The sequence below is a fragment of the Clostridium sp. C2-6-12 genome, assembly GCF_009928485.1.
Taxonomy (GTDB): domain Bacteria; phylum Bacillota; class Clostridia; order Clostridiales; family Clostridiaceae; genus Clostridium.
Window position 1 is genome coordinate 116,971 of the sequence record NZ_JAABNP010000009.1, and the last position, 21,326, is coordinate 138,296.

At 29.8% G+C, this 21,326-nt stretch carries 21 protein-coding genes; 17 read left to right on the forward strand and 4 right to left on the reverse strand.

Annotated features, from left to right (window positions below; translation table 11 throughout):
- Positions 1–62: 62 nt before the first annotated feature.
- Positions 63–512: a CBS domain-containing protein gene (locus GXK56_RS09695; protein WP_160687309.1), complete on the forward strand. Its 450-nt coding sequence runs from the start codon at positions 63–65 to the stop codon at positions 510–512.
- Between the two features lie 68 nt (positions 513–580).
- On the opposite strand, the gene GXK56_RS09700 is transcribed toward GXK56_RS09695, so the two are convergent.
- From GXK56_RS09700 to GXK56_RS09710, 3 genes are read right to left on the reverse strand one after another with little or no spacing between them, the layout of a single operon-like run.
- Positions 581–1,234 (reverse strand): DUF1292 domain-containing protein, encoded by a 654-nt coding sequence (locus GXK56_RS09700; RefSeq protein WP_160687255.1) that lies wholly within the window; start codon positions 1,232–1,234, stop codon positions 581–583.
- An 8-nt stretch (positions 1,235–1,242) separates the two neighbouring features.
- Positions 1,243–1,896 (reverse strand): PspA/IM30 family protein, encoded by a 654-nt coding sequence (locus GXK56_RS09705; protein WP_160687256.1) that lies wholly within the window; start codon positions 1,894–1,896, stop codon positions 1,243–1,245.
- Between the two features lie 20 nt (positions 1,897–1,916).
- The gene (locus GXK56_RS09710) at positions 1,917–2,540 is read right to left on the reverse strand and encodes a hypothetical protein (RefSeq protein WP_243156074.1); all 624 of its coding nucleotides are present in this window, start codon (positions 2,538–2,540) and stop codon (positions 1,917–1,919) included.
- A gap of 448 nt (positions 2,541–2,988) precedes the next feature.
- Here GXK56_RS09710 and rpsA point away from each other — a divergent pair, with 448 nt between their 5' ends.
- Entirely contained in the window at positions 2,989–4,146 is a 1,158-nt protein-coding gene (gene rpsA, locus GXK56_RS09715) for a 30S ribosomal protein S1 (protein WP_160687258.1), read from the forward strand.
- A gap of 251 nt (positions 4,147–4,397) precedes the next feature.
- Here the strand turns inward: rpsA and pyk are convergent, their stop codons facing one another.
- The gene (gene pyk, locus GXK56_RS09720) at positions 4,398–5,816 is read right to left on the reverse strand and encodes a pyruvate kinase (RefSeq protein ID WP_160687259.1); all 1,419 of its coding nucleotides are present in this window, start codon (positions 5,814–5,816) and stop codon (positions 4,398–4,400) included.
- 166 nt (positions 5,817–5,982) lie between these two features.
- Here pyk and GXK56_RS09725 point away from each other — a divergent pair, with 166 nt between their 5' ends.
- The 15 genes from GXK56_RS09725 to GXK56_RS09795 all read left to right on the forward strand — a co-directional run bounded on the left by GXK56_RS09725 (position 5,983) and on the right by GXK56_RS09795 (position 21,313).
- Positions 5,983–7,443, forward strand: coding sequence for an aminoacyl-histidine dipeptidase (locus GXK56_RS09725; RefSeq protein ID WP_160687260.1), 1,461 nt, complete (start codon positions 5,983–5,985; stop codon positions 7,441–7,443).
- A 459-nt stretch (positions 7,444–7,902) separates the two neighbouring features.
- On the forward strand, positions 7,903–8,502 hold the full coding sequence (locus GXK56_RS09730; protein ID WP_160687261.1) for a C40 family peptidase: 600 nt from the start codon (positions 7,903–7,905) through the stop codon (positions 8,500–8,502).
- Between the two features lie 250 nt (positions 8,503–8,752).
- A complete protein-coding gene (locus tag GXK56_RS09735) occupies positions 8,753–9,412 on the forward strand; it encodes an SPOR domain-containing protein (RefSeq protein ID WP_160687262.1) in 660 nt (219 codons plus the stop codon).
- A gap of 294 nt (positions 9,413–9,706) precedes the next feature.
- Positions 9,707–10,273, forward strand: coding sequence for a Maf-like protein (locus GXK56_RS09740; protein ID WP_160687263.1), 567 nt, complete (start codon positions 9,707–9,709; stop codon positions 10,271–10,273).
- Between the two features lie 45 nt (positions 10,274–10,318).
- Complete coding sequence (gene radC, locus GXK56_RS09745) at positions 10,319–11,008, forward strand: DNA repair protein RadC (protein WP_160687264.1); 690 nt, start codon at positions 10,319–10,321, stop codon at positions 11,006–11,008.
- A gap of 22 nt (positions 11,009–11,030) precedes the next feature.
- On the forward strand, positions 11,031–12,047 hold the full coding sequence (locus tag GXK56_RS09750; RefSeq protein WP_160687265.1) for a rod shape-determining protein: 1,017 nt from the start codon (positions 11,031–11,033) through the stop codon (positions 12,045–12,047).
- Between the two features lie 3 nt (positions 12,048–12,050).
- On the forward strand, positions 12,051–12,899 hold the full coding sequence (gene mreC / locus GXK56_RS09755; protein WP_160687266.1) for a rod shape-determining protein MreC: 849 nt from the start codon (positions 12,051–12,053) through the stop codon (positions 12,897–12,899).
- A gap of 10 nt (positions 12,900–12,909) precedes the next feature.
- The gene (mreD, locus tag GXK56_RS09760; protein ID WP_160687267.1) at positions 12,910–13,401 is read left to right on the forward strand and encodes a rod shape-determining protein MreD; all 492 of its coding nucleotides are present in this window, start codon (positions 12,910–12,912) and stop codon (positions 13,399–13,401) included.
- Positions 13,398–16,283 (forward strand): penicillin-binding transpeptidase domain-containing protein, encoded by a 2,886-nt coding sequence (locus GXK56_RS09765; RefSeq protein ID WP_160687268.1) that lies wholly within the window; start codon positions 13,398–13,400, stop codon positions 16,281–16,283. Before mreD ends, GXK56_RS09765 begins: the two co-directional genes overlap by 4 nt.
- Positions 16,284–16,513: 230 nt before the next feature.
- Positions 16,514–17,194, forward strand: a complete 681-nt coding sequence (gene sfsA, locus GXK56_RS09770) for a DNA/RNA nuclease SfsA (protein ID WP_160687269.1) — start codon at positions 16,514–16,516, stop codon at positions 17,192–17,194.
- A gap of 318 nt (positions 17,195–17,512) precedes the next feature.
- The gene (gene minC, locus GXK56_RS09775) at positions 17,513–18,172 is read left to right on the forward strand and encodes a septum site-determining protein MinC (RefSeq protein WP_160687270.1); all 660 of its coding nucleotides are present in this window, start codon (positions 17,513–17,515) and stop codon (positions 18,170–18,172) included.
- Between the two features lie 20 nt (positions 18,173–18,192).
- The gene (gene minD, locus GXK56_RS09780) at positions 18,193–18,993 is read left to right on the forward strand and encodes a septum site-determining protein MinD (protein WP_160687271.1); all 801 of its coding nucleotides are present in this window, start codon (positions 18,193–18,195) and stop codon (positions 18,991–18,993) included.
- 14 nt (positions 18,994–19,007) lie between these two features.
- Positions 19,008–19,274, forward strand: a complete 267-nt coding sequence (gene minE / locus GXK56_RS09785; protein ID WP_160687272.1) for a cell division topological specificity factor MinE — start codon at positions 19,008–19,010, stop codon at positions 19,272–19,274.
- A gap of 315 nt (positions 19,275–19,589) precedes the next feature.
- Positions 19,590–20,723 carry an FtsW/RodA/SpoVE family cell cycle protein gene (locus GXK56_RS09790; RefSeq protein ID WP_160687273.1) on the forward strand — a complete coding sequence of 378 codons (1,134 nt, stop codon included), beginning with the start codon at positions 19,590–19,592 and terminating at the stop codon, positions 20,721–20,723.
- Positions 20,724–20,848: 125 nt separating this feature from the next.
- Positions 20,849–21,313, forward strand: coding sequence for a hypothetical protein (locus GXK56_RS09795; RefSeq protein ID WP_160687274.1), 465 nt, complete (start codon positions 20,849–20,851; stop codon positions 21,311–21,313).
- Positions 21,314–21,326 lie beyond the last annotated feature (13 nt).

The following is a 21,326-nucleotide window of genomic DNA, read 5'->3' on the forward strand; positions in this document are numbered from 1 at the left end:
TATGATAAAATAGACCTATAAGTAAAAATCAAATGAATACAATTAATGAAAGGATTTTATTTATGAATATAGCCTTTTTTCTTACACCTAAAAGCGAGGTTGTTTGCGCTCAGCAAGATGCAACTATGAGACAAGTTATGGAGAAGATGGAACGTTACGGTTATACTGCAATACCTGTAATAAATAAAGAAGGAAAGTATGTAGGAACTTTAACTGAAGGGGATTTGCTATGGAAATTAAAAAATACAGATAATTTAAATTTCAAAAACACTGAATCTATAAAGGTTAAAGAAATAGAGAGAAGAAGAATCCATAAGCCAGTATCTATAACTTCAAATATAGAAAGCCTGATATCATTGGCAGTAAGCCAAAACTTTGTACCAGTAACTGATGATGATGGGACATTTATAGGGATAATAAAAAGAAGTGATATAATAAATTATTGTTTTAATGAAATGGAAAAGAGAAAAGATTTAGAAATACAGCAATTTTCAATGTACGACGAAGGTTAAAATAATAAGCAGAGGTTATTTAAATTTACTTTAAACGACCTCTGCTTAGTTATTTATTTAGATAAATATTACTCTGCACACTGATAAGTTTCAACCACAAAATCAAATTCTTCTGGATCAGTTATTTCACCATATGAGTCTTCTTTGATTCCAGGATAATAATAAAGTACTAATTTATCGTTAGAATCACTTGAATTTTGTAATAAGATATATAATTTATCTAATTTACAATCCTCTACAACAGCTAAAACCTTATATTTTGAAGCTCTTCCAGTATCATTGTTAGTAAGATCTAATGTAAAATCATCAAATTTTCTAACATTTACTTTTGCTTTATCACAAAAGTAAAGCATAGAGCCGCTTCTACAGCTTGAGCATTTTTTAAAATTACATTCAAAGGCACAGTTTAAACAAGTGCAATGAGAACATTTTTCTAATTGTTTGAAGCTTTCTCTGTGTTTTGCCTTATAATCTTGAAGTAATTCAATAGCTGGATTTGATTTAAACATTGAAAATAGAGATTTCTTTTTTGATTCTGTTTCAGCTGAATCCAACAACTTAACATACTCTTGAAGAATAGGTGCTTTTACAACATATTTTCTTATATTTAAATCTCTTTCTGAGACAAAAGGGGAGATTTCGCTTATGGCATAAGCTACATCAGTATAAATTTTTCCCCAGTGTCTTGTTTCTGCATTAATAAAGTCCATACCATTATCCATATTTTCACCTAGTTATTAGATTTATATTTTGCTAATTCAAGATCTAAATCAACTTCGTCTAATTTTTCGAATTCACTTTCAAAATTATCGACGTTTCTTAATTCACCTAAACCTTGAGCAAGTGATTCTTTTCTTTGAATTTTTCTTTCAATACTATCAATTTGAATTGAGTTACTCTTAGTTTGTACATTTGCAAGAACTTCATTTACTTTTTGAGAAGCTTCAGCATTTGCAAATCTTGCAGCAGCTTCATCTCTGTAGTTTCTAGTCTTTGTAATTTCTTCTTCTAAAGCACGAAGGTTTGCTTTGATTGTATCTGCTTGAGTTTTTGCATTATCATAACTTGCTTGAAGGGATGTTACCTTTTTATCAGTTTCAACCTTTTTAGCCAAAGCTCTTTTAGCTAGATCTTCATTTCCTTTACTTAAAGCTAATTTTACTTTTTGGTCATAATCTTCAGATTCTTTTTTTGCAAGAGTTAATTTCTTTTCAATTTCATGAACATTACCTAAAATTTGAGCTGAACTTAATTTAGCTTTATTAAATTGCTCGTCCATATCTCTTAATTTTTGATCTAATAGCTCTACTGGATTCTCCATTTCATCTAATGTAGCATTTACTTTTCCTTTAATCATATTTGACATTCTTGTAAAAATTCCCATGTTAATACCTCCAAAAATTTTTATTTTCTCTTTTTATTTAAATATATTTTTATTAAGAATATTGCTATCGCAAATATTACTAACAAAACTAAAGCATTAATTATTGAGCTAGAAGCGGAACCAAAGTAAAATGGTCTGTAGAAGCCACCACCCCAGCCTCCAAAGAAGAATGGGAAGAAGGAACTACGGCTTGAGCCCGTATTATAGTTTTGTGTATTACTGCTTTTATTATCATTTGTATTGCTTCCCGAATTGTTATTTGTGGTACTCGAGGAGTCTTGTGATTTATTCTTGTCCGTTGTGGAATATGAACCGCTTTTAAATCCTGCTGAAGCACCAGCACTTTTTTGAGTTGAGCCAGAATCAGAAGTTGAACTAGAATCAGAACTTGAACTTGATTCTGAAGAAGAACTCGAATTAGGGGTTGTCTTCGAACTGTTGCTACCACTTGAAAAATCACCTGATTTAAAGCCTTCAGCACTTTTGGAGCTACTGCTGGACTCTGAAGAGGTACTGCTAGAAGGTTTACTCTTTGAACCACTTACAGAACCAGAACTAAATCCACTCTTTGAACTTGAACTCCCACTTGATTTACTACTAGAACTAGATCTGCTTCCACCTCCACTGGATTTTGCATAGGCCACAGTAGTAGTATCAGAGGTAATTATACCTGTACTGAATAAAGCATCTAAGGGTAAATTTGAAAATGTAAAAATAAATGTTAAAAATATGGTTAAAACATATTTTTTCTTAATCCCATGAATAGTGATCACCCCTTAAAAGATTATGTATTTATTATATATAAAAGAAGATCTATAAACAATGTTTAAAAAAGCTTAAAAAACATCAAAAACGACGATTAGAATAAAATATCACAATTAAAGGTTTGAAAAACTAACGTTTAATAGTTTTATCTAATCCTTTAAGAGTTATTCAATACTGCTTTATTTGCATTGTTTATAGTTAATATATAATTACTTGAAATAAATTTCCTTATAAGTATATTATAGTACATTAATGTACTTGTATAAACGTTTTTATTAGATTAATATTATAGGTAGAATTTATTTATAATTTAAGGAGTGATTTTTGATGTCTAATGAAGAATTACAAGGCAGCATGGGCGATTTTTTAAAAGATTATGATGTAAAGAAGTTAAACAGGGGAGAAATATTAAAAGGCAGAGTTATTGAGGTAAATGATAAAGAAGTTTCTGTTAATATAAACTATGCTTTTGATGGGTTAATATCTAAGGAAGAATTATCATCAGATGGAAGAGATCCTAGAGAAGTAGTTAAAAAAGATGATGAGATAGATGTTTATGTTTTATCTCCAAATGATGGAGAAGGTTATGTTGAACTTTCATTAGTAAGGGTTTTAGCAATTAAAGAAAAAGAAGATGTAAAAAAAGCCTTTAAGGAACAAAAAAATATTATAGTTAAAGTTAAAGAAGAAACTAAAGGCGGAGTAATTGCTTATTATGGTAATATAAGAGTATTTATTCCAGGTTCTCTTGCAAGTAGAGAAAGAATAGAGCTAAGCACTTTAATTGGAAAAGAACTTGAAATTAAAATTACAGAATTAGATTTTAACAATAATAAAGTTGTAGGTTCAAGAAGAGTACTTGAAGAAGAGGAGTACAATAAAAATAAAAAAGCTATATGGGATACTTTAAAAGAAGGTGAAAAAAGACAAGGGGTTGTAAAAAAGCTTGTTAAATTTGGAGCTTTTGTTGACATTGGTGGAGTAGAAGGATTAATTCATCTTTCAGACTTATCTTGGGAAAGAGTAAATAGAGCAGAAGATGTGGTTAAAGAAGGCGATAAAGTAGAAGTATTCATAGGAAGTGTAGATAAAGAAAAAGAAAGATTATCTTTAATATTAAAGGATGTAGCTAAAGAACCATGGACAGTTCATGGCGGAAATATTAAAGAAGGCGATATAATAGAAGGAAAAGTGGTTAGACTTACTTCTTTTGGAGCTTTTGTTGAATTATTTGATGGAATAGAAGGGTTAGTACATATATCAGAAATTACTGATGAACATATAACAAAGCCAGCAGATGTATTAGAACTAAATCAAAAGGTAAAAGTAAAGGTATTAAATTTTGATAGAGAACAAAAGAAAATTGCTTTAAGCATTAAAGATACTGTGGAGCCAGATAGAGAATACCTTAATTACGTTGATAACGAGGATGAGGAAGCAGGAACATCTTTAGGTGATTTATTAAAAGGATTTAAGTTTGATTAACAATTTAAAGTTAAGAGTTATGAGTTGAGGAACAAAGTCCTACGGACTTGGAAATAAATAAGAATTAAGGCACTGTCAATCAAATGAATTTAATTGACAGTGCTTTTTTATAATATATCATCAAATAATGCAAAAAAGAATGTAGCTGGGTTTGATTAAACAAATCCAGCTACATTCTTTTTTGTATTATACAATTTCCAAAGGAAATTGAACCTAAACTCTGAACTTACAATTCAGAACTATTTATTGAATTAAATTTTTTCTATCTTTAACATATTAGTTCCGCCAGTATGAGTTGTTGGCATTCCAGCAGCAACTATTATGTCATCTCCAGGTTGAGTTAAACCTAATTTATGAAGCGTGTTTTTAGCTTCTTCTAAGATTTGATCTGTTGTGTTGAACATTTCACATTTTATAGGGCATATACCGAAGTTTAAGTTTAATCCTCTTCTTACTTGATCATAAGGAGTTATAGCTATAATTGGAGCTTTAACTCTATATCTAGAAAGTATTCTAGCAGTTGCACCACTCTTTGTAGCAGCAACAATAGCTTTTGCATGTAACATGTTTGCAGTTCTACAAGCTGAATAGCTTATTGCAGATGCATAATCATTAAGAGATGGATCTCTAAGTTTTGAAGTTAAATGATCATAATCTAAATATTCTTCGGCTTCTTGAGCTATTTTTGACATTGTTTTTGCAGCTTCTATAGGGAATAAACCAGAAGCACTTTCACCACTTAGCATTATTGCATCAGTACCGTCAAAGATAGCGTTGCAGATATCACTTGCTTCTGCTCTAGTTGGAAGTGAATTTCTGATCATTGAATCAAGCATTTGAGTTGCAGTTATTACAACTTTACCAGCTTCATTACATTTTTTGATGATTTGTTTTTGGATTATTGGAACTCTTTGAATTGGAATCTCAACACCCATATCGCCTCTGGCAACCATTACAGCGTCAGTTACTTGGATTATAGAATCCATATTATCTACACCTTCTTGGTTTTCTATCTTAGCGATTACTTTTATATGTTCACCGTGATTTTCTTTTAATACTTTCTTTACATCTAAAACATCACTAGCTTTTCTGATGAAAGAAGCAGCTATAAAGTCAACACCCATTTTACATCCGAATTTAATATCTTCAATATCTTTTTCTGTGATAGATGGTAATTTAATTACTACATTAGGTACATTAACACCTTTATGATTCTTAATTTCACCACCAACTACTACTGTTGTATGAATAGTTTTTCCATCAACACCAGTAACTTTAAATTTTAATAAACCATCATCAACAAGAATTTTTCCACCAACTTTTATGTCTTGATAAAGAACATCATATGAAATAGAACATCTCTTTTCATCACCAAGAATTTCTTCTCCACAAATGAAATCAAAATTATCTCCTTCATGAAGAGTTACTCCATCGTTAACAAAGTTATGTGTTCTGATTTTTGGCCCTTTTATGTCTAGGACAATTGCTGTTGCAGAATTCATTTCCTTACGTATACGTTGGATTAATTCAATTTTTTCTGCATGTGATTCGTGTGTACCATGAGAAAAGTTTAATCTTGCTGCGCTCATTCCAATTTCAATGAACTTTCTTAAAGTTTCCTCATTGTCACTTGCTGGACCAATAGTAAAAATCATTTTCGTTTTTTGCATATAGACACCTCACATTAAAATTTTATACATTATACTTATAGTGTGTAAAATATAAATCATAAAATAACAAAAATTTAAATAATTAATTAGTATTTTATGATAAACTAAGAAAAAAGATATGTATAATGATATTTTATCACATATTTGACGAAAGGAAGAGTAAAGTATGAAAAATTTAGAGAAAATTACAGAGGAAAGAGTTTTTTATCATTTCCAAGAAATAAGTAAAATTCCAAGAGGCTCAGGAAATGAAAAAGAAATAAGTGATTATTTAATCAAGTTTGGAAAAAGTTTGGGTTTAGAAACTATCCAAGATGAAGCTTTAAATGTAATTATTAAAAAGCCTGCTTCAAAGGGACATGAAAATGCTCCTGTGGTTATAATTCAAGGCCATATGGATATGGTGTGTGAAAAGAACGGGGATAAAGTTCATGATTTTACTAAGGATCCTATCAAGCTAATTGTTGATGGAGATTATATATATGCAGATAAAACTACTCTTGGGGGAGATGATGGAATAGCAGTTGCTTATGCAATGGCAATACTAGAGGATAAGACTTTAGAACATCCTCCGATTGAAGTTTTAATAACTTCAGATGAAGAAGCAGGTATGAGCGGGGCGCTTGCAATTCATCCAGAGCATCTTAGTGGTAAAATTGTTTTAAATGTTGATTCAGAAGAAGAAGGAAAACTTTTAGTAAGCTGTGCAGGGGGAATTAGAACAAAATCAAGTCTTCCAATTCAATGGAATAATAAGAAAGCTGATACTAAGGAATTTATGCTTTCTATAAAAGGGTTAAAGGGCGGACACTCTGGTACAGATATTCATTTGGAGAAAGGAAATTCAAATAAATTAATGGGAAGATTATTAAAGGAAATTTCTAAAGAAATAGAATTTAATTTAGCTTCATTAGATGGAGGTTCAAAAAATAATGCTATCCCAAGAGAAGCAGAAGCTGTTTTGGTAATTGACTCTAAAGATGAAAGCAAGTTGATGGAGTTAAAAACAAAAGTAAGTGAAGAGATAAAAAATGAATTTAGAAAGAAAGATCCAGATTTAAATATTACTCTTGCAGCATTAGAAAAAAATGTGGAAAAGGTATTTTCTGCTGAAACTACATCAAAAGTGATTAACTTATTATATATGTATCCAAATGGAGTTAATACAATGAGTGCAGATATAGAAGGATTAACAGAAAGTTCAACTAATCTTGGAGTGGTAACAACTACTGAAAATGAAGTAGAATTTGACAGCGCAGTAAGAAGTTCTGTATTTTCTCTAAGAGAAGAAATTGTAGAAAGAATTAAATGCATAACAGAAATTTTAGGTGGATCATATACAGCCAATGCAGGATATCCAGCATGGCCATATAGAGCTGATTCCAAAGTAAGAGATATATGCAAGGAAGTATATTCTAGAATGTACGATGGAAGAGAACCAGAAATAGTTGCAATTCATGCTGGAGTTGAGTGCGGAATACTTGAAGAAAAACTAGGGGATTTAGATATGATAAGCTTTGGCCCTGATATAATAGATATACACACTCCAAATGAACATATGAGTATTTCTTCAGTACGCAGATGTTATGAATATTTATTAGAAGTACTTAAGTCAGTTAATAGTTAATAGTGCAAAGTTGTCTATTTTAGAGGTGAACAACTTTGTTCATTTAGAACTGGAATAAATAAGTTTATATTATTACAGGCATAGACGAGAAACCTGAGCGTAAATTCATGCTGCTCAGGTTTTCTTTTTATGTTAAACAGTATTTTAATAAAATTATTTGTCATTTTTATATTTTATGCATAGAGGAAAATTAGTATATAATAAGGATTTAGAGTAATATATTGTGGGAAATAAAAGTCATAAAAATGCAAAATAAGAGTAAGAGGGTGAAAAAAAGAGGGATATTGAGAATAAAAAAGATATTTTAAATAGAATGAAAAATAAAAAGTTCCAATAATTTGACCTATATCCAACTTATTAATATACTAAGAAAGTGTTGAAAATTTACACAATGGTTTACACAGAAATGAAAATGTTTTCTGTAATAATTACAATTAGGTTATGGAGAGGAAATAGAATATGAGAAATAAAACAAGTATGCTAATAAAATGCATAGTTGGCGCTTTGATTTTCACAGGAGCATGCCTTATTAATACTCAAAATGCTAAAGCTGATACTACATTGACACCTAATAAAGGAATTACACTTAAGACTAGCGAACTAAAGACAACTAAAGTAATTAAAGCACCATCAGATGGGCAAGTTACATCAGATAGTGGAAGTTCAGATACACCTTCAAGAGGTACTGTTAGTAAAGGAATTCAAGTTGTTAATTACGCATATAAATTTTTGGGAAAACCATATGTTTATGGAGCGGCAGGACCAAATGCATTTGACTGCTCTGGATTAACTCAATATGTATTTAGTCATTTTGGAATAAATCTATCGCGTACTACATATACTCAAGTAGGTGAAGGAACTAAAGTAAACAGAAATGATTTAAAACCTGGAGATTTAGTATTCTTTAATACAGAAGGTTCAACAAGTCACGTTGGTATTTATATTGGAAATGGTGAATTTATTCATGCACCAAGAACAGGAAAGCCTGTAATGGTAAGTTCTTTGTCAGATGGATACTACTCACAAAAATATGCAACGGCTAGAAGAGTTGTTAATTAGAAAATTATATAGTAAAAATTAATATATTAAAAGCAAGTGATTTTAGAAGTTATAAATTACTTGCTTTTTTCAATTTGTAATGATTTAATATTTACTCTATTTAGAGGTGAAATGTTGCCTTTAACGTTCAAACTTTTGTGTGGAAAATTTAACTCCTTCCTTAAAATTATTCATAGAATTATAATATTTAAATTAACATAATTCATAAGTATGGGAGTTATGGAATAATATTATAAAAAGGGGGTATAATATGAGATACACAAGATATGAATATAAAAAATTCAGTAAATTAAGGTTTCTATTTACTGTTTCAATTATTACCTTAATATCCATTGGAGGCGGATTATATATGAGTAATTTTGCTTTTCAGGAAAAACAAATAGAAGATAGTTTAAAGCCTTCAAGCAAAGCGGACAATGCAAATCAAGATGAGAAGTTTATGGCACTTCAATGTGGATATTATGCTAAAGAAGAAAATGCAAAAGAATTATTAAATTCAATCTCAAAATATTGTGAACCATTCATAGTCGAGGATGAAGGTAAATACAGAGTATTAGCTGGAATATATAAAGAAGAGGATGGGATTAAGAAAATTCAAGAATTTAAAGCTAATAATATAGATATAGCTAAAGTTAGTTTAAATATTCAGGGTGATAAGTTAGAGACACAAAAAATAACAGAAATTATAGATGGACTGCTAACAATCTCAAATAAGCTTGAGGAAAAAGAAGTCAAAAGCATAAATACATCAGAATTTAAAACGTGGGCAGATACGGTAATAAATGATGGAGGAGTCAAATCTAAAAAGCTTGAAGATATAAATAATTATGTAAAAGCATTACCAGAAGAAATAGATAAGAGTGGTAATAATAAGAATTTTGAAGAACTATACAAGTTAATTAAAAAATAGAATATTGCTTAAATGCATTAAAATTTTTAAATATGTTTAAATATGAAATATGTCTAAAGAAATAATAAAGAATTATTACAACAAAATTACATTTATATAAAAAAAGCTATAAGTTAATATAACAGACTTGTTTAAGAACATCTTAAATGATAAACTATATGGTATAGAAATGATAATCTATTGTTTCTATACTTTTTTTAATTAATAATTTTTTAGTTAAAAAATTAACATGTCTACAATGAATATTATTTGTCAATAATATTCATTAGATTCTTTATTTTAGGATGTGAATAAATGAAAACAGTATTAGCGTCTGCTTCAGAAAGAAGGCAGGAACTTTTATGCCGATTAGTCAAAGAGTTTGATATAATAGTCAGTGATTTTGACGAAAGTGCGGTTCCTTTTGAGGGTTCCATAGACAAATATGTTAAAGACGTAGCTTTAGGAAAGGCGTTAGATGTTCAAAAGAAATTAAATGAGGATTCAATCATAATATCAGCAGATACTATAGTTAGTTTAGACAATAGAATTCTTGGAAAACCAAAAGATGAAAAAGATGCTTTTAATATTATAAAATCACTTCAAGGAAGAACTCACTTAGTTTATTCAGGAATAGTGGTTATTAATACTGCTAAAGGAATAGTTAGACAGGAAAGCTTAGCTACAGAAGTAACTTTTTCTAAAATAAATGATGAGGAAATACTGGAATACATAAAGACAGGTGAACCTTTAGACAAGGCAGGTGCTTATGGAATTCAAGGTATGGGTGGGATATTTGTTGAAGAGATAAAAGGCTGTTATTATAATGTAGTTGGTCTTCCACTGAACAAATTGAAAGCCATGTTAAAAGAAGTACAATAATTTTTAGGGAGATGCGGTTAATCATATATGTGGAGGTAAAAAATCATGAACAGTAGCCTTAGGATTAAGGATATACCACAAAATGAAAGACCTAAAGAAAAATTATTAGCTTATGGAGCTGAGAGTTTAAGTAATTCTGAATTATTAGCAATAATACTCAGAACAGGAATTCAAGGTGAAAATGTACTTCAATTAAGCGAAAGACTCCTATCAGAGTTAGATGGCTTAGATGGTATTTTTAGTGCGAATTTTGATAATATAACATCTATAAAAGGTATAAAAGAAGGGAAGGCTTCTCAGATTTTAGCCTTATCGGAGTTGTTTAAAAGATTTAAAACTTTAAAAGCAATGAAAAAAGCTATTAAAATTAATTCTCCTAAAGACTTAGCAGAACTCCTTATTGGAGAGATGAGTGAGCTTAATCAGGAAGTTTTGAAGGTAGTATTACTAAGTACAAAAAATATAATTATTGGCACTAAAGATGTTTTCAAAGGTAGTTTAAATTCTTCAATTGTTCATCCAAGAGAAATATTTAAGCAGGCAATAGATAGAAATAGTGCATCCATAATTATATGCCATAATCATCCATCAGGCGATCCTACGCCTAGTAAAGAAGACATAAATATTACATTAAGAATTAAAGAATGTGGTAATATAATAGGAATTAAATTAGTAGACCATATTATAATAGGAAATAATAAATTTATTAGCCTTAAAGAAAGAGGGCTAATATAAAATGCGGAAGGGGAAAAAATAAATGGGATTTTTTGGATCAGGTAAAGATATGGGGATAGATTTAGGAACTGCAAATACCCTTGTATATGTAAGAGGTAAAGGGATTGTTTTAAGAGAACCATCAGTTGTTGCAGTTAATACTATCACAAAGAAGACATTAGCAGTTGGATCAGAAGCTAAACTTATGATCGGTAGAACTCCAGGTAATATAGTAGCAATAAGACCACTTAGAGATGGTGTAATTGCAGACTTTGATATAGCACAAACAATGTTAAAAAATTTAATAGAAAAAGTATCAACTAAAAATGCATTTAAAAATCCAAGAATAATTGTTTGCTATCCTTCAGGAATAACTGAAGTTGAAAAGAGAGCTATAGAAGAAGCGACAAAGCTTTCTGGCGCAAGAGATGTTATATTGATGGAAGAACCAATGGCAGCAGCGATTGGAGCAGGACTTCCAGTTAGTGAACCAACAGGTAGCATGATTGTAGATATCGGAGGTGGTACTACAGAAGTAGCTGTTATTTCTTTAGGTGGTATAGTAACAAGTAAATCTATTAGAAAAGCGGGAGATGAATTAGATCAATCAATAATTTCTTATATAAAGAAAGAATTTAATTTAATGATTGGAGAAAGAACTGCTGAACAAGTAAAAATGGAAATTGGATCAGCTTATCCAACTGGTGAAGAAGAAAAGATAATGGAAATAAAGGGAAGAGATTTAATTTCAGGACTTCCAAAAATAGTTGAAATTACAGAAACTCAAGTTAGAGAAGCATTAAAAGAACCTGTATTTGCTATTATAGAATCAATTAAAACTACATTAGAAAAAACACCACCTGAGCTTTCAGCAGATATTATGGAAAAAGGAATAATGCTTGCTGGTGGTGGAGCTTACTTAAGAGGGTTAGATGTATTAATAAACAAAGAAACAAACATGCCTGTACATATTGCAGAGGCACCTCTTGATTGTGTAGTACTTGGAGCAGGAAAGGCACTAGAAGACTTTGATAAAATAAGTAGAGATCAAAGAGGTTAATAAATGAAGCTTCTTAGGAATAAACTGGCAGTAACTATTATAGTACTGTCAGTTGGCTTTTTGGGGTTAATAGTTTATACAGTCAAGAAAGAAAATAGAAGTATTATTGAAAATGGTGCCGGTAGTACTCTAAATCCTTTGCAAAGTATAGTTTATAATGGGACTAATAAAGTAAAAGAAACACTTGATTTTTTCTTAAACTTCTCAGAAGTAAAAGCACAAAACAAAGAGTTAATAAAGAAAAACCAAGAGCTTGAAAGTAAATTAAGTTCTTATTCAGATTTAAAAGAAGAAAATGATAGATTAAGACAAGTTTTAAACTTTACAGAAGAAAGAAATAATTACAATTATATTGCATGTGATATTATATCACATAGTGGCGGAAGCTTTTTAGATGGTTATGTAGTTAATAAAGGTAAAAACGACAATGTACAAAAAGGTATGATTGTTATAGCAGCTCAAGGTTTAGTTGGTCAGGTAACGAGTGTAGGAAGTAATTGGAGCATAATACAACCATTGGTTAATGAAAATATAGCAGTAAGTGTTATGGTTGAAAGTACAAGAGATGCTACAGGATACATAAAGGGATTCAAAGATAGTAAAAATAGAAACTTAGCTAAAGTATACGATCTTCCAATAGATTCAGAAGTTAAAGAAGGCGATGTAATAATGACTTCTGGGGTAGGGATGCTTTATCCAAAGGAAATTAGAATTGGTGAAGTAATTGAAGTAGAAGAAGATAAGGTAAAAGTAATGAAGAATGCAATTGTAAAGCCATATGTAGATTTTAATAAATTAGAAGAATTATTTATTGTCTCTCCAAAAGATACGAGAGAAATTAAATATAATTAGAGGGAAACAAATGGAGAAATTTATTATTGTTTTAGTTTCTATTGTTTTACTTATATTAGATAACTCTTTAATGCCCTTTTTCTCAATAAATGGTGCTTGTCCAAGTTTATTGTTTGTAGCAGCTATTGCTTATTCTATGATAAATGGAAAAGAAAAAGCTGTATTTGCAGGTGTTGTTAGCGGAATACTTCAAGATATATTCTTTTTTAATGGTTTTGGAGTAAATTCTTTGCTGAATTTATTGTTATGTCTTCTTGCAGCTAAAATTGGAGCTGGAATAGTTAAAAATAAGAGATTAATTCCTGTAATTTCTGCTTTTATGCTTACATTGATAAAATTTATGGGGGTATTTATTATATTTTATATAGTAAATGTCAAAATACAATTATCAAAAAGTGTTATTATGGCGGTTTATAATAGTGTAATAATGTTTTTTGCTTATAGAGTAGTTATGAATATTTATGATGATGAATATTCAAAACGAAGATGGAGGTTTAAATGATAGTAAATAAACCAACAATAAAAAAGAAAAAAAAGCGTTCTAGATATACTGTTTTATCCATTATTATGTGCATAATATTTAGCATTATTAGTTTTAGATTGTTATATTTACAGATATATAGCTATGAGGAGTATAAAGAAAGAGCTGATGTTACATCAACAAGGTTTGTAGCTGAGAAGGCGCCAAGAGGTAAGATTTATGACCAAAAAGGAAATGTACTAGCAACTAATAAACAAACATATACAATTACTTACACAAAAACTGATGATGCAGATAAACAACTATATTCAACTATGAAAGAACTTTTTAAAATTTTAGATGAAAATGGAGAAAAAATTCAGGATACTTTGGCTTTAAAAATTGATAGTAATAATAAGATATATTTTCAGTATAAAAGTGGTCAAAAAGATACCCAAGATTTAGAAGAATTAAGATTTAAAAAGGATAGAGGAATAAATGATATATTAAGAAAGACTATGTTTAAGGGTGTTGAAGAGTTATCGGATGCTCAAAATACTCAATTAGACCAAGCTCTTTTAAAAGTAACACCAGAAGAAGCTTTTTATGATTTAGTTAAGTCATATAATTTAATTGAGCTTATAGATTCAGACTATAAGTCAAAAGAAAAAACTAAGATATACACACCTATGACAGGTAAAGAGCTAACAGATTTAATTTTGGCAAATGGATATTCATTAAATGATATTAGAAGATATATGCTTATAAAGGATGCTATAAAAATGCAGAGTTTTAAAGGATATAGGGCAGTAACTATTGCAGAGAATATTAAAAGGGATACTTCTCTTATAGTGCTTCAAAAAAAATATGATTTACCAGGAATAGATGTTAGTCTTACACCAATAAGAGAATATCCAAATAATAATTTAGCTGCTTCAGTTTTAGGATATGTATCATCAGTTACAGATAGTCAAAAAGAAAAATATGAACTTAAAGGCTATGATATTTCATCAGATTTAATTGGTATAAGTGGAATAGAATCAGCTTTTGAAGAACAGCTAAAAGGAGTAAAAGGTGGAACAACTATAAAAGTTAATTCACAAGGTGCGAAGACTCAGGAATTATTTAAACTTGAATCTTATCCGGGGAAGGATGTTCATCTTACAATAGATAGCGGTATTCAATATGCATCAGAACAAGCTTTTGCAGATGGTATAAAGAATATAGTAAATACGCCAGATCCTACTACGAGGTACAGATATTTAAATGCAACAAGAGGGGCATTGGTTGCAGTTGAGGTTAAAACAGGAAGAATTTTATCATTGGTAAGCTATCCTAGCTTTAATCCAAACTTATTTGCTGTTCAAGGACAACTTACAGATGAACAAAATAGTCAGTATTTTAATCCGGATTTAAATACTTTTGGGCAAGAACTTATTCAAAGAATGGGATTAAATAAAACGGTAAATGATTTATTTCCTTTAAATTCAGATGGTCATAGCAGGTCAGATCGTAATGAATTGTATCCAAGTCCAATGTATAATTATGCTACTATGGCAAAGATTCCACCAGGGTCAACTTTTAAGCCTCTAACAGCATTAGCTGGACTTGAGTCAGGAGTTAATAATCCTGATACAGTAATAGATGATAAAGGTCAATATAAAGAACATCCAGAAATTTTTGGTCCAGAATTTCACCCAGGAGGATTGGAAAATGCAACCGGACCTACAACTTTAACCAGAGCAATAGCAGAATCTATTAACTATTATTTTTATGAAACTGGATATAGGCTATATATGAATGCAGGTGGACCTTCCAATTATACTGAGGCATCAGATGCTCTTGCTAAATATGCTTGGCAGTTTGGATTAGGACGTGATCCAAAGAGTAATCAAGAAGCTTCAACTGGAATAGAAATAGGTGAAAAGTTTGGGCAAGTATATAATTTTCAGTCATGGAAAGAAAATATTATTGCCTTTTCCAAGTATAATTTAGTTGAAGCCTTAGAAGATAAAGGTGAATATAATGGTAAATCTTTTATAAAATTTGATATAAGGGTTTCAGATAATGATAAAGAAGTAGTTAAGAATGCTAAGCAATCTATAAAAGATAAAGTAGCAGATAGTTTAAATAAAGTTGGAGTAAAGTCTGCTAAAATAGCAACCCATGATGAATTTGCAAAAGATATCAAAAAAGATGTTAAAACAATAATGGATAACTCTGATATCTATAAACAAAGAGTTGCAGATGAAGAAGCATCTGGAAGAAAAGTAAATTTAGAAGCTCAAGCTTCTGCTGTTGCTGAAGCAATAGCACAGTTTACAATCAATGACCAAGTAGGGCAAATAAAATCACCAGCTCAAATAGTCTATGCAGCAATTGGTCAAGGGATGAACACTTTCACTCCATTACAATTAGTATCATATATATCAACCCTTGCTAATGGAGGAACTAGATATAAACTTCATTTAGTTGATAAGATTACAGATAATCAAGGAAATGTAGTTCAGGAATTTAAACCTGAAGTATTAAATACAGTATCTTTTTCAAAAAGCACTTCAGAGGCAATTAAAAAAGGTATGATGGCTGTTAATAATGGTGAAGATGGTACTGCAAAAGCTGCATTTGATGGCTTCCCAATAACAACAGCAGGTAAAACTGGTACAGCCGATGCTTCCGAAGATCAAAGGGAAAGAGGAAGATCTCCTTATGCGACTTACGTAAGTTATGCTCCAGCGGATGATCCAGAGATAGCTGTAGTTGCAGTAGTATTTGATGGAGGACATGGAAGTAGCATTGCACCAGCAGTTAGAGCTGTTTATGAAGCATATTTTAAGGATCAATTATTAAAGGATCCAAATTATGCTGCTAAATCTCCGACCTTCCAAAAATATGTTTTAGATTGTCCTATTGGTAAAAAGTAAATATAAAGTGGTGAGTGGCACTTAAGCAAGTATCTCTCTTAGTGTATAATCTGGAAATTGATTATAAAACTAAGAGAGATATTTTTTTATTGGTATTTGAGTATAAAAATCTATGATTGCTATTTTCTTTATGGTACATTAAATTAGTAAGTGAAGTATAAATAAAATTAAATTAAGCAAAATTATAGAAGTTATTAATCCTAAATAACTTGATTTGTGAGGAAAAATAAATGAAATATGAAAATATTATAAAAGGAAAATTTATAGAAAGACCAAATAGATTTATTGCACATGTTGAAGTTAATGGAAAAATAGAAATTTGTCATGTAAAAAATACTGGGAGATGTAAAGAATTGTTAATTTCAGGTGTCACTGTATTTTTGCAGGAAAATGATAATCCAAAAAGAAAAACAAAATTTTCTCTTATAGGTGTTATTAAAGGTGACAGAATAATAAATATAGATTCTCAAATTCCTAATAAAGTAGTTCATGAGTGGTTACTAAAAGGTAATTTATTTAAGGATGTTACGTTGATAAAGCCTGAAAAAACATATAAAAAATCTAGATTTGACTTTTATGTGGAAACAAAAGAAAAGAAGATTTTTATTGAAGTAAAAGGGGTAACCTTAGAAGAAAATAATGCGGTAAGATTTCCAGATGCTCCGACAGAAAGAGGCGTTAAACATATTAATGAGCTTTGCGATTGCATAAAAGAAGATTATGAAGCTTACATTGTATTTGTAATACAAATGAAGGGCGTCTCATATTTTGAACCTAATGATGAAACCCATAAGGAATTTGGAGATGCTTTAAGAAGAGCAAAGAAGTTAGGAGTAAATATAATTGCAGTTGATTGTGAAGTTGGAGAAGATAGTATTGAAATAGCAGATTATGTTGAAGTAAGAGTTTAAATCAATTAAGAATTAAGAGTTGAGGACAAAATTTCTTAGGGATATTTATAGTATTTATATATTTTTTATCTTTAGTTATTATTTATTCACTCTGTAAGTGCTCTCGACTTTTAATTTATTAATATAGTGTTAATTGATATGATTCAAGAATTTATGCATTTATATAATTAGGCTCATATTAATAGCTTTCAATAAAATAAAATCGAAAATTATTGAAAGATATATACAAAAAATGCCGTTATAATGATATAATCGTAAGGAGGCTGCTATTTTGAAGAATACAGCTGTTTTAACCTGCAAAGTTATTGGAGGTAGGGAATGTTTAACAATGATGGTATTTTAATAAAAGGGAATAAAGACGGAATAAATACAACTATTAATATGAATAAATTTGCCTGCTTTGAAGATATGCTTCAAGCGTTGATAAAGAAACTTTCTAAAGGAAAGCATTTCTATAAAGGGACAACTTTAATTTTAGCAATAGATTTAAATTCAATTAATAAAAAAGAAGTGGAAGCTTTAAAGGAAACTTTATTAAGTGAAATAGAATTAAAAGATATTGTGCTTGAAGATATAGAAAAAGAAGCAAATAAAGAAACACAAAAGGAAGTAAAGGTGTTTTCCGGAGTAACAGAAGGAAAGACAAAATTTATAAGGAAAACAGTTAGAGGTGGACAATCTATTAGGTACCAAGGTAATATAGTTATTATTGGAGATATAAATAGTGGTGCAGAAGTTTATGCATCAGGAAATGTAATTGTTTTAGGCAGAATAAGAGGGAAGGTAAGTGCAGGAACAAATGGAAATTCAAAAGCAGTTATTGCTGCATTCTTATTACAGCCAGAAATTTTAACAATTGCAAATGTAATAGCAATGTCTCCAGATGATGTTGAAAAGCCAAGATATCCAGAACTAGCAAAGATTAAGGATGGGGCAATAATTGTTGAACCATATTTACCAAACAAATATATATATTAAAATGTCGGAGGGATTTGTAAATGGGAGTATCTATTGTAATAACTTCAGGTAAAGGCGGTGTTGGTAAAACAACAACTACTGCTAATATAGGAACTGCTTTAGCTTCAATTGGCAAAAAGGTAGTTGTTATAGATGGTGATACAGGACTTAGAAATTTAGATGTATTACTAGGATTGGAAAATAGAATAGTTTATACGATAATAGATGTTATAGAAGGAAGATGTAGATTAAAACAAGGTCTTATAAAGGATAAAAGATTGCCAAACCTTTGTCTTCTACCTACAGCTCAAACAAAGGATAAAGATGATATAAGATCACAAGATATGCTTAAAATTGTAAATGAATTAAAAGAAGAATTTGATTATGTTTTAATAGATTCTCCAGCAGGTATTGAGCAAGGTTTTGAAAATGCAGTTGTTGGAGCAGATAAAGCAATTATAGTTGTTAATCCTGAAATTACATCTGTTAGAGACGCTGATAGAGTAATTGGAAAACTAGATGCAAAAGGCTTAGAAGATCATTCTGTAATAATCAATAGATTGAATTATGAAATGACTAAAAATGGTGATATGCTTGATGTAGCTGATATTATAGAAACTCTTTCAATAGAATTGTTAGGAGTTGTGCCAGACGATAAAAACGTAACTGTTTCAACGAATAAAGGAGAACCTATTGTATTAGAAGAGGGAGCATATGCTGGACAAGCATTTAGAAATATTGCAAGAAGAATTACAGGTGAAGAAGTTCCTTTAATGAATTTACAAATAGATGACAATCAAGGGTTCTTTGGAGCATTAAAAAAGCTATTTAAGCGCAATTAATGGAGGGAGAAATAATGGGTTTTTTTAAAAGTTTGAATAATAAACCAACGCCTAAGGAAGTTGCAAAAGATAGATTAAAATTAATCCTTATTCATGACAGAGGTGAAATAGCGCCTAATATTATAGAAAAAATAAGAGAAGAAATATTAGAAGTAATTTCTAAGTACATAGATATAGAAGTGGAAGATGTTGAAATTTCTGTAAACAGGACTGATGATGAAGAGGGAGAAAATACTTCTGCTTTAATAGCTAATATTCCTATTAAGAATATCCATAGATAAAAGTTAATTTAATAAAATTAAGTATTAAAACTGTCCGTTAAAGCATATTGTGAAGCTTTATGGATAGTTTTATTTAATTATTACAAAATTATTATGATTAACAAGATGAGCATAATTATTATGGAGAATGTAGTAATAATAAGGTATAATTAATTCAGTTAACAATTATAAATTAACAGTTAACATTTAAGTAGGGAAAGGCAACGGCTTTTCTATAATAATTTTAAATTAAAATTGTGCTGAATTTATTTTTAATTTAAAAATAAGAATAATAAGTTAGTGTATAACATAGATATTTAATTTGGAGGTGAAGGAGTGTTTAAACAATTTAAATTGGATCCAAGATTAATTAAAGAAATTGATAAGACTGCATTAATTTCTTTAATTCTTTTGATTTTATATGGCACATTAAACATATATCTTTGTACAAAAGGTTTAGATAATGGTATGTTATTTGTAAAAAAGCAGCTTATAGCTTTTGGGCTAGCTCTAATTGGGTTGTATTTTTTAATAGCAATTGACTACAAAATAATATTTGATTATGTACCAATTTTTTATTGGGGCTCAGTTGTGCTTTTAATAGCAGCGAAAATTCCTGGAATAGGTATGGTTGTTAATGGTGCAAGAGGATGGATTGGTTTTGGATCGTTTCAACTTCAACCAGCTGAAGTTGCTAAAATAGGAATTATTTTAATGTTAGGAAAATGCCTTGAGGAGATGGAGGGGAAAATAAATGATGTTAAAAACTTCTTTATATTAGCTTTCTATGCTGTTGTACCAGTCTTATTCATTGTGACTCAACCAGATATGGGAATGAGTATGGTGTGTTTCTTTATAGTTCTTGGAATATTTTTTGTTATGGGATTAGATTTGAGGATCATTGGTGGTGGATTAACTGCTTTAATTCTTTTAATTGTAATAGTTTGGAATTCAGGGCTTATAGAACCATATCAAAAAGCAAGATTTGCAGGCTTCTTAAATCCAGAAGCAGATAATGCTAATACTTATCACTTAACTCAATCTGAAATTGCAATTGGTTCAGGTGGACTTTTAGGAAGTAGGCCATCTTTGAAAAACGATGGAACTACGAGTTATTCAGCACAAAATGTTCCTGAGGTTAGAACAGATTTTATATTTGCTGCAATAGCTGATCAATGGGGCTTTGCAGGAGCAATTTTATTATTAGTCATGTATGGATTTTTAATTTTTAAGATGATTTCAATAGGAAGAACTTCAAAAGATATATTTGGTTCTGTTATATGTGTTGGTATGGTTTCTTATTTCTTATTTGCAATATCTCAAAATATAGGAATGACAATAGGATTAATGCCGATTACAGGAATTACTCTTCCGCTCATAAGTTATGGAGGAAGCTCTCTTCTTACTACAGTAATGTCTGTAGGCTTAGTAATAAATGTTGGAATGAGAAGGAAGAAGATTCATTTCTAAAATAATAAACTATATGAAATATTTTAAGAAAGTGGCTTAGCCACTTTTTTTGTTGCAAATTTATGCTCATAATTTAAGTATACTTTAAATATAATTTAATGATAATAAATTTAAGGGAGTATGTAATGAGCAGTTATAGATCAGCTTATGAAAGTTATTATAAGAACATTAATAAAACTGTAAAGGGTGAAAATAATAAGATTTCTATTAAGGATAAAAAAGTTGATGCTTTTATTAGCTCAAGATATGGTGCTAATTTGAAATCAAAGGATAAAATTTTAGAGAACTTAATTAAAAGAGCAATTACGGAATTAACGGGTGCTACAATTTTATTATTATTTTTTGTTGGTCTAAAGTATATTCCATCAACTCAAGTTAAAGAATTATATATTAAATGCAAGGGAACTATAGAGCAGGACTTTAATTATAATGGAACTATAGATGCTTTTAATGAAATGTACATAGGTAAATTAAAAGGAAAAGATATAAAAATAGGCGAGTTTACAGCAGATGATTTAAAAATAGAAAATTTAAAAGCTAAAGCAGCAAATTTTATGGAGAATTTAAAGAATGATGATAAAAATAATTAAAAATAGAAAAAAT

Excerpts from the sequence above, each read along its gene's own strand:
- GXK56_RS09695 (WP_160687309.1), top strand. The coding sequence starts at position 63 with ATGAATATAGCCTTTTTTCTTACACCTAAAAGCGAGGTTGTTTGCGCT.
- GXK56_RS09700 (WP_160687255.1), bottom strand. The coding sequence starts at position 1,234 with ATGGATAATGGTATGGACTTTATTAATGCAGAAACAAGACACTGGGGA.
- GXK56_RS09705 (WP_160687256.1), bottom strand. The coding sequence starts at position 1,896 with ATGGGAATTTTTACAAGAATGTCAAATATGATTAAAGGAAAAGTAAAT.
- rpsA (WP_160687258.1), top strand. The coding sequence starts at position 2,989 with ATGTCTAATGAAGAATTACAAGGCAGCATGGGCGATTTTTTAAAAGAT.
- pyk (WP_160687259.1), bottom strand. The coding sequence starts at position 5,816 with ATGCAAAAAACGAAAATGATTTTTACTATTGGTCCAGCAAGTGACAAT.
- GXK56_RS09725 (WP_160687260.1), top strand. The coding sequence starts at position 5,983 with ATGAAAAATTTAGAGAAAATTACAGAGGAAAGAGTTTTTTATCATTTC.
- GXK56_RS09730 (WP_160687261.1), top strand. The coding sequence starts at position 7,903 with ATGAGAAATAAAACAAGTATGCTAATAAAATGCATAGTTGGCGCTTTG.
- GXK56_RS09735 (WP_160687262.1), top strand. The coding sequence starts at position 8,753 with ATGAGATACACAAGATATGAATATAAAAAATTCAGTAAATTAAGGTTT.
- GXK56_RS09740 (WP_160687263.1), top strand. The coding sequence starts at position 9,707 with ATGAAAACAGTATTAGCGTCTGCTTCAGAAAGAAGGCAGGAACTTTTA.
- radC (WP_160687264.1), top strand. The coding sequence starts at position 10,319 with ATGAACAGTAGCCTTAGGATTAAGGATATACCACAAAATGAAAGACCT.
- GXK56_RS09750 (WP_160687265.1), top strand. The coding sequence starts at position 11,031 with ATGGGATTTTTTGGATCAGGTAAAGATATGGGGATAGATTTAGGAACT.
- mreC (WP_160687266.1), top strand. The coding sequence starts at position 12,051 with ATGAAGCTTCTTAGGAATAAACTGGCAGTAACTATTATAGTACTGTCA.
- mreD (WP_160687267.1), top strand. The coding sequence starts at position 12,910 with ATGGAGAAATTTATTATTGTTTTAGTTTCTATTGTTTTACTTATATTA.
- GXK56_RS09765 (WP_160687268.1), top strand. The coding sequence starts at position 13,398 with ATGATAGTAAATAAACCAACAATAAAAAAGAAAAAAAAGCGTTCTAGA.
- sfsA (WP_160687269.1), top strand. The coding sequence starts at position 16,514 with ATGAAATATGAAAATATTATAAAAGGAAAATTTATAGAAAGACCAAAT.
- minC (WP_160687270.1), top strand. The coding sequence starts at position 17,513 with ATGTTTAACAATGATGGTATTTTAATAAAAGGGAATAAAGACGGAATA.
- minD (WP_160687271.1), top strand. The coding sequence starts at position 18,193 with ATGGGAGTATCTATTGTAATAACTTCAGGTAAAGGCGGTGTTGGTAAA.
- minE (WP_160687272.1), top strand. The coding sequence starts at position 19,008 with ATGGGTTTTTTTAAAAGTTTGAATAATAAACCAACGCCTAAGGAAGTT.
- GXK56_RS09795 (WP_160687274.1), top strand. The coding sequence starts at position 20,849 with ATGAGCAGTTATAGATCAGCTTATGAAAGTTATTATAAGAACATTAAT.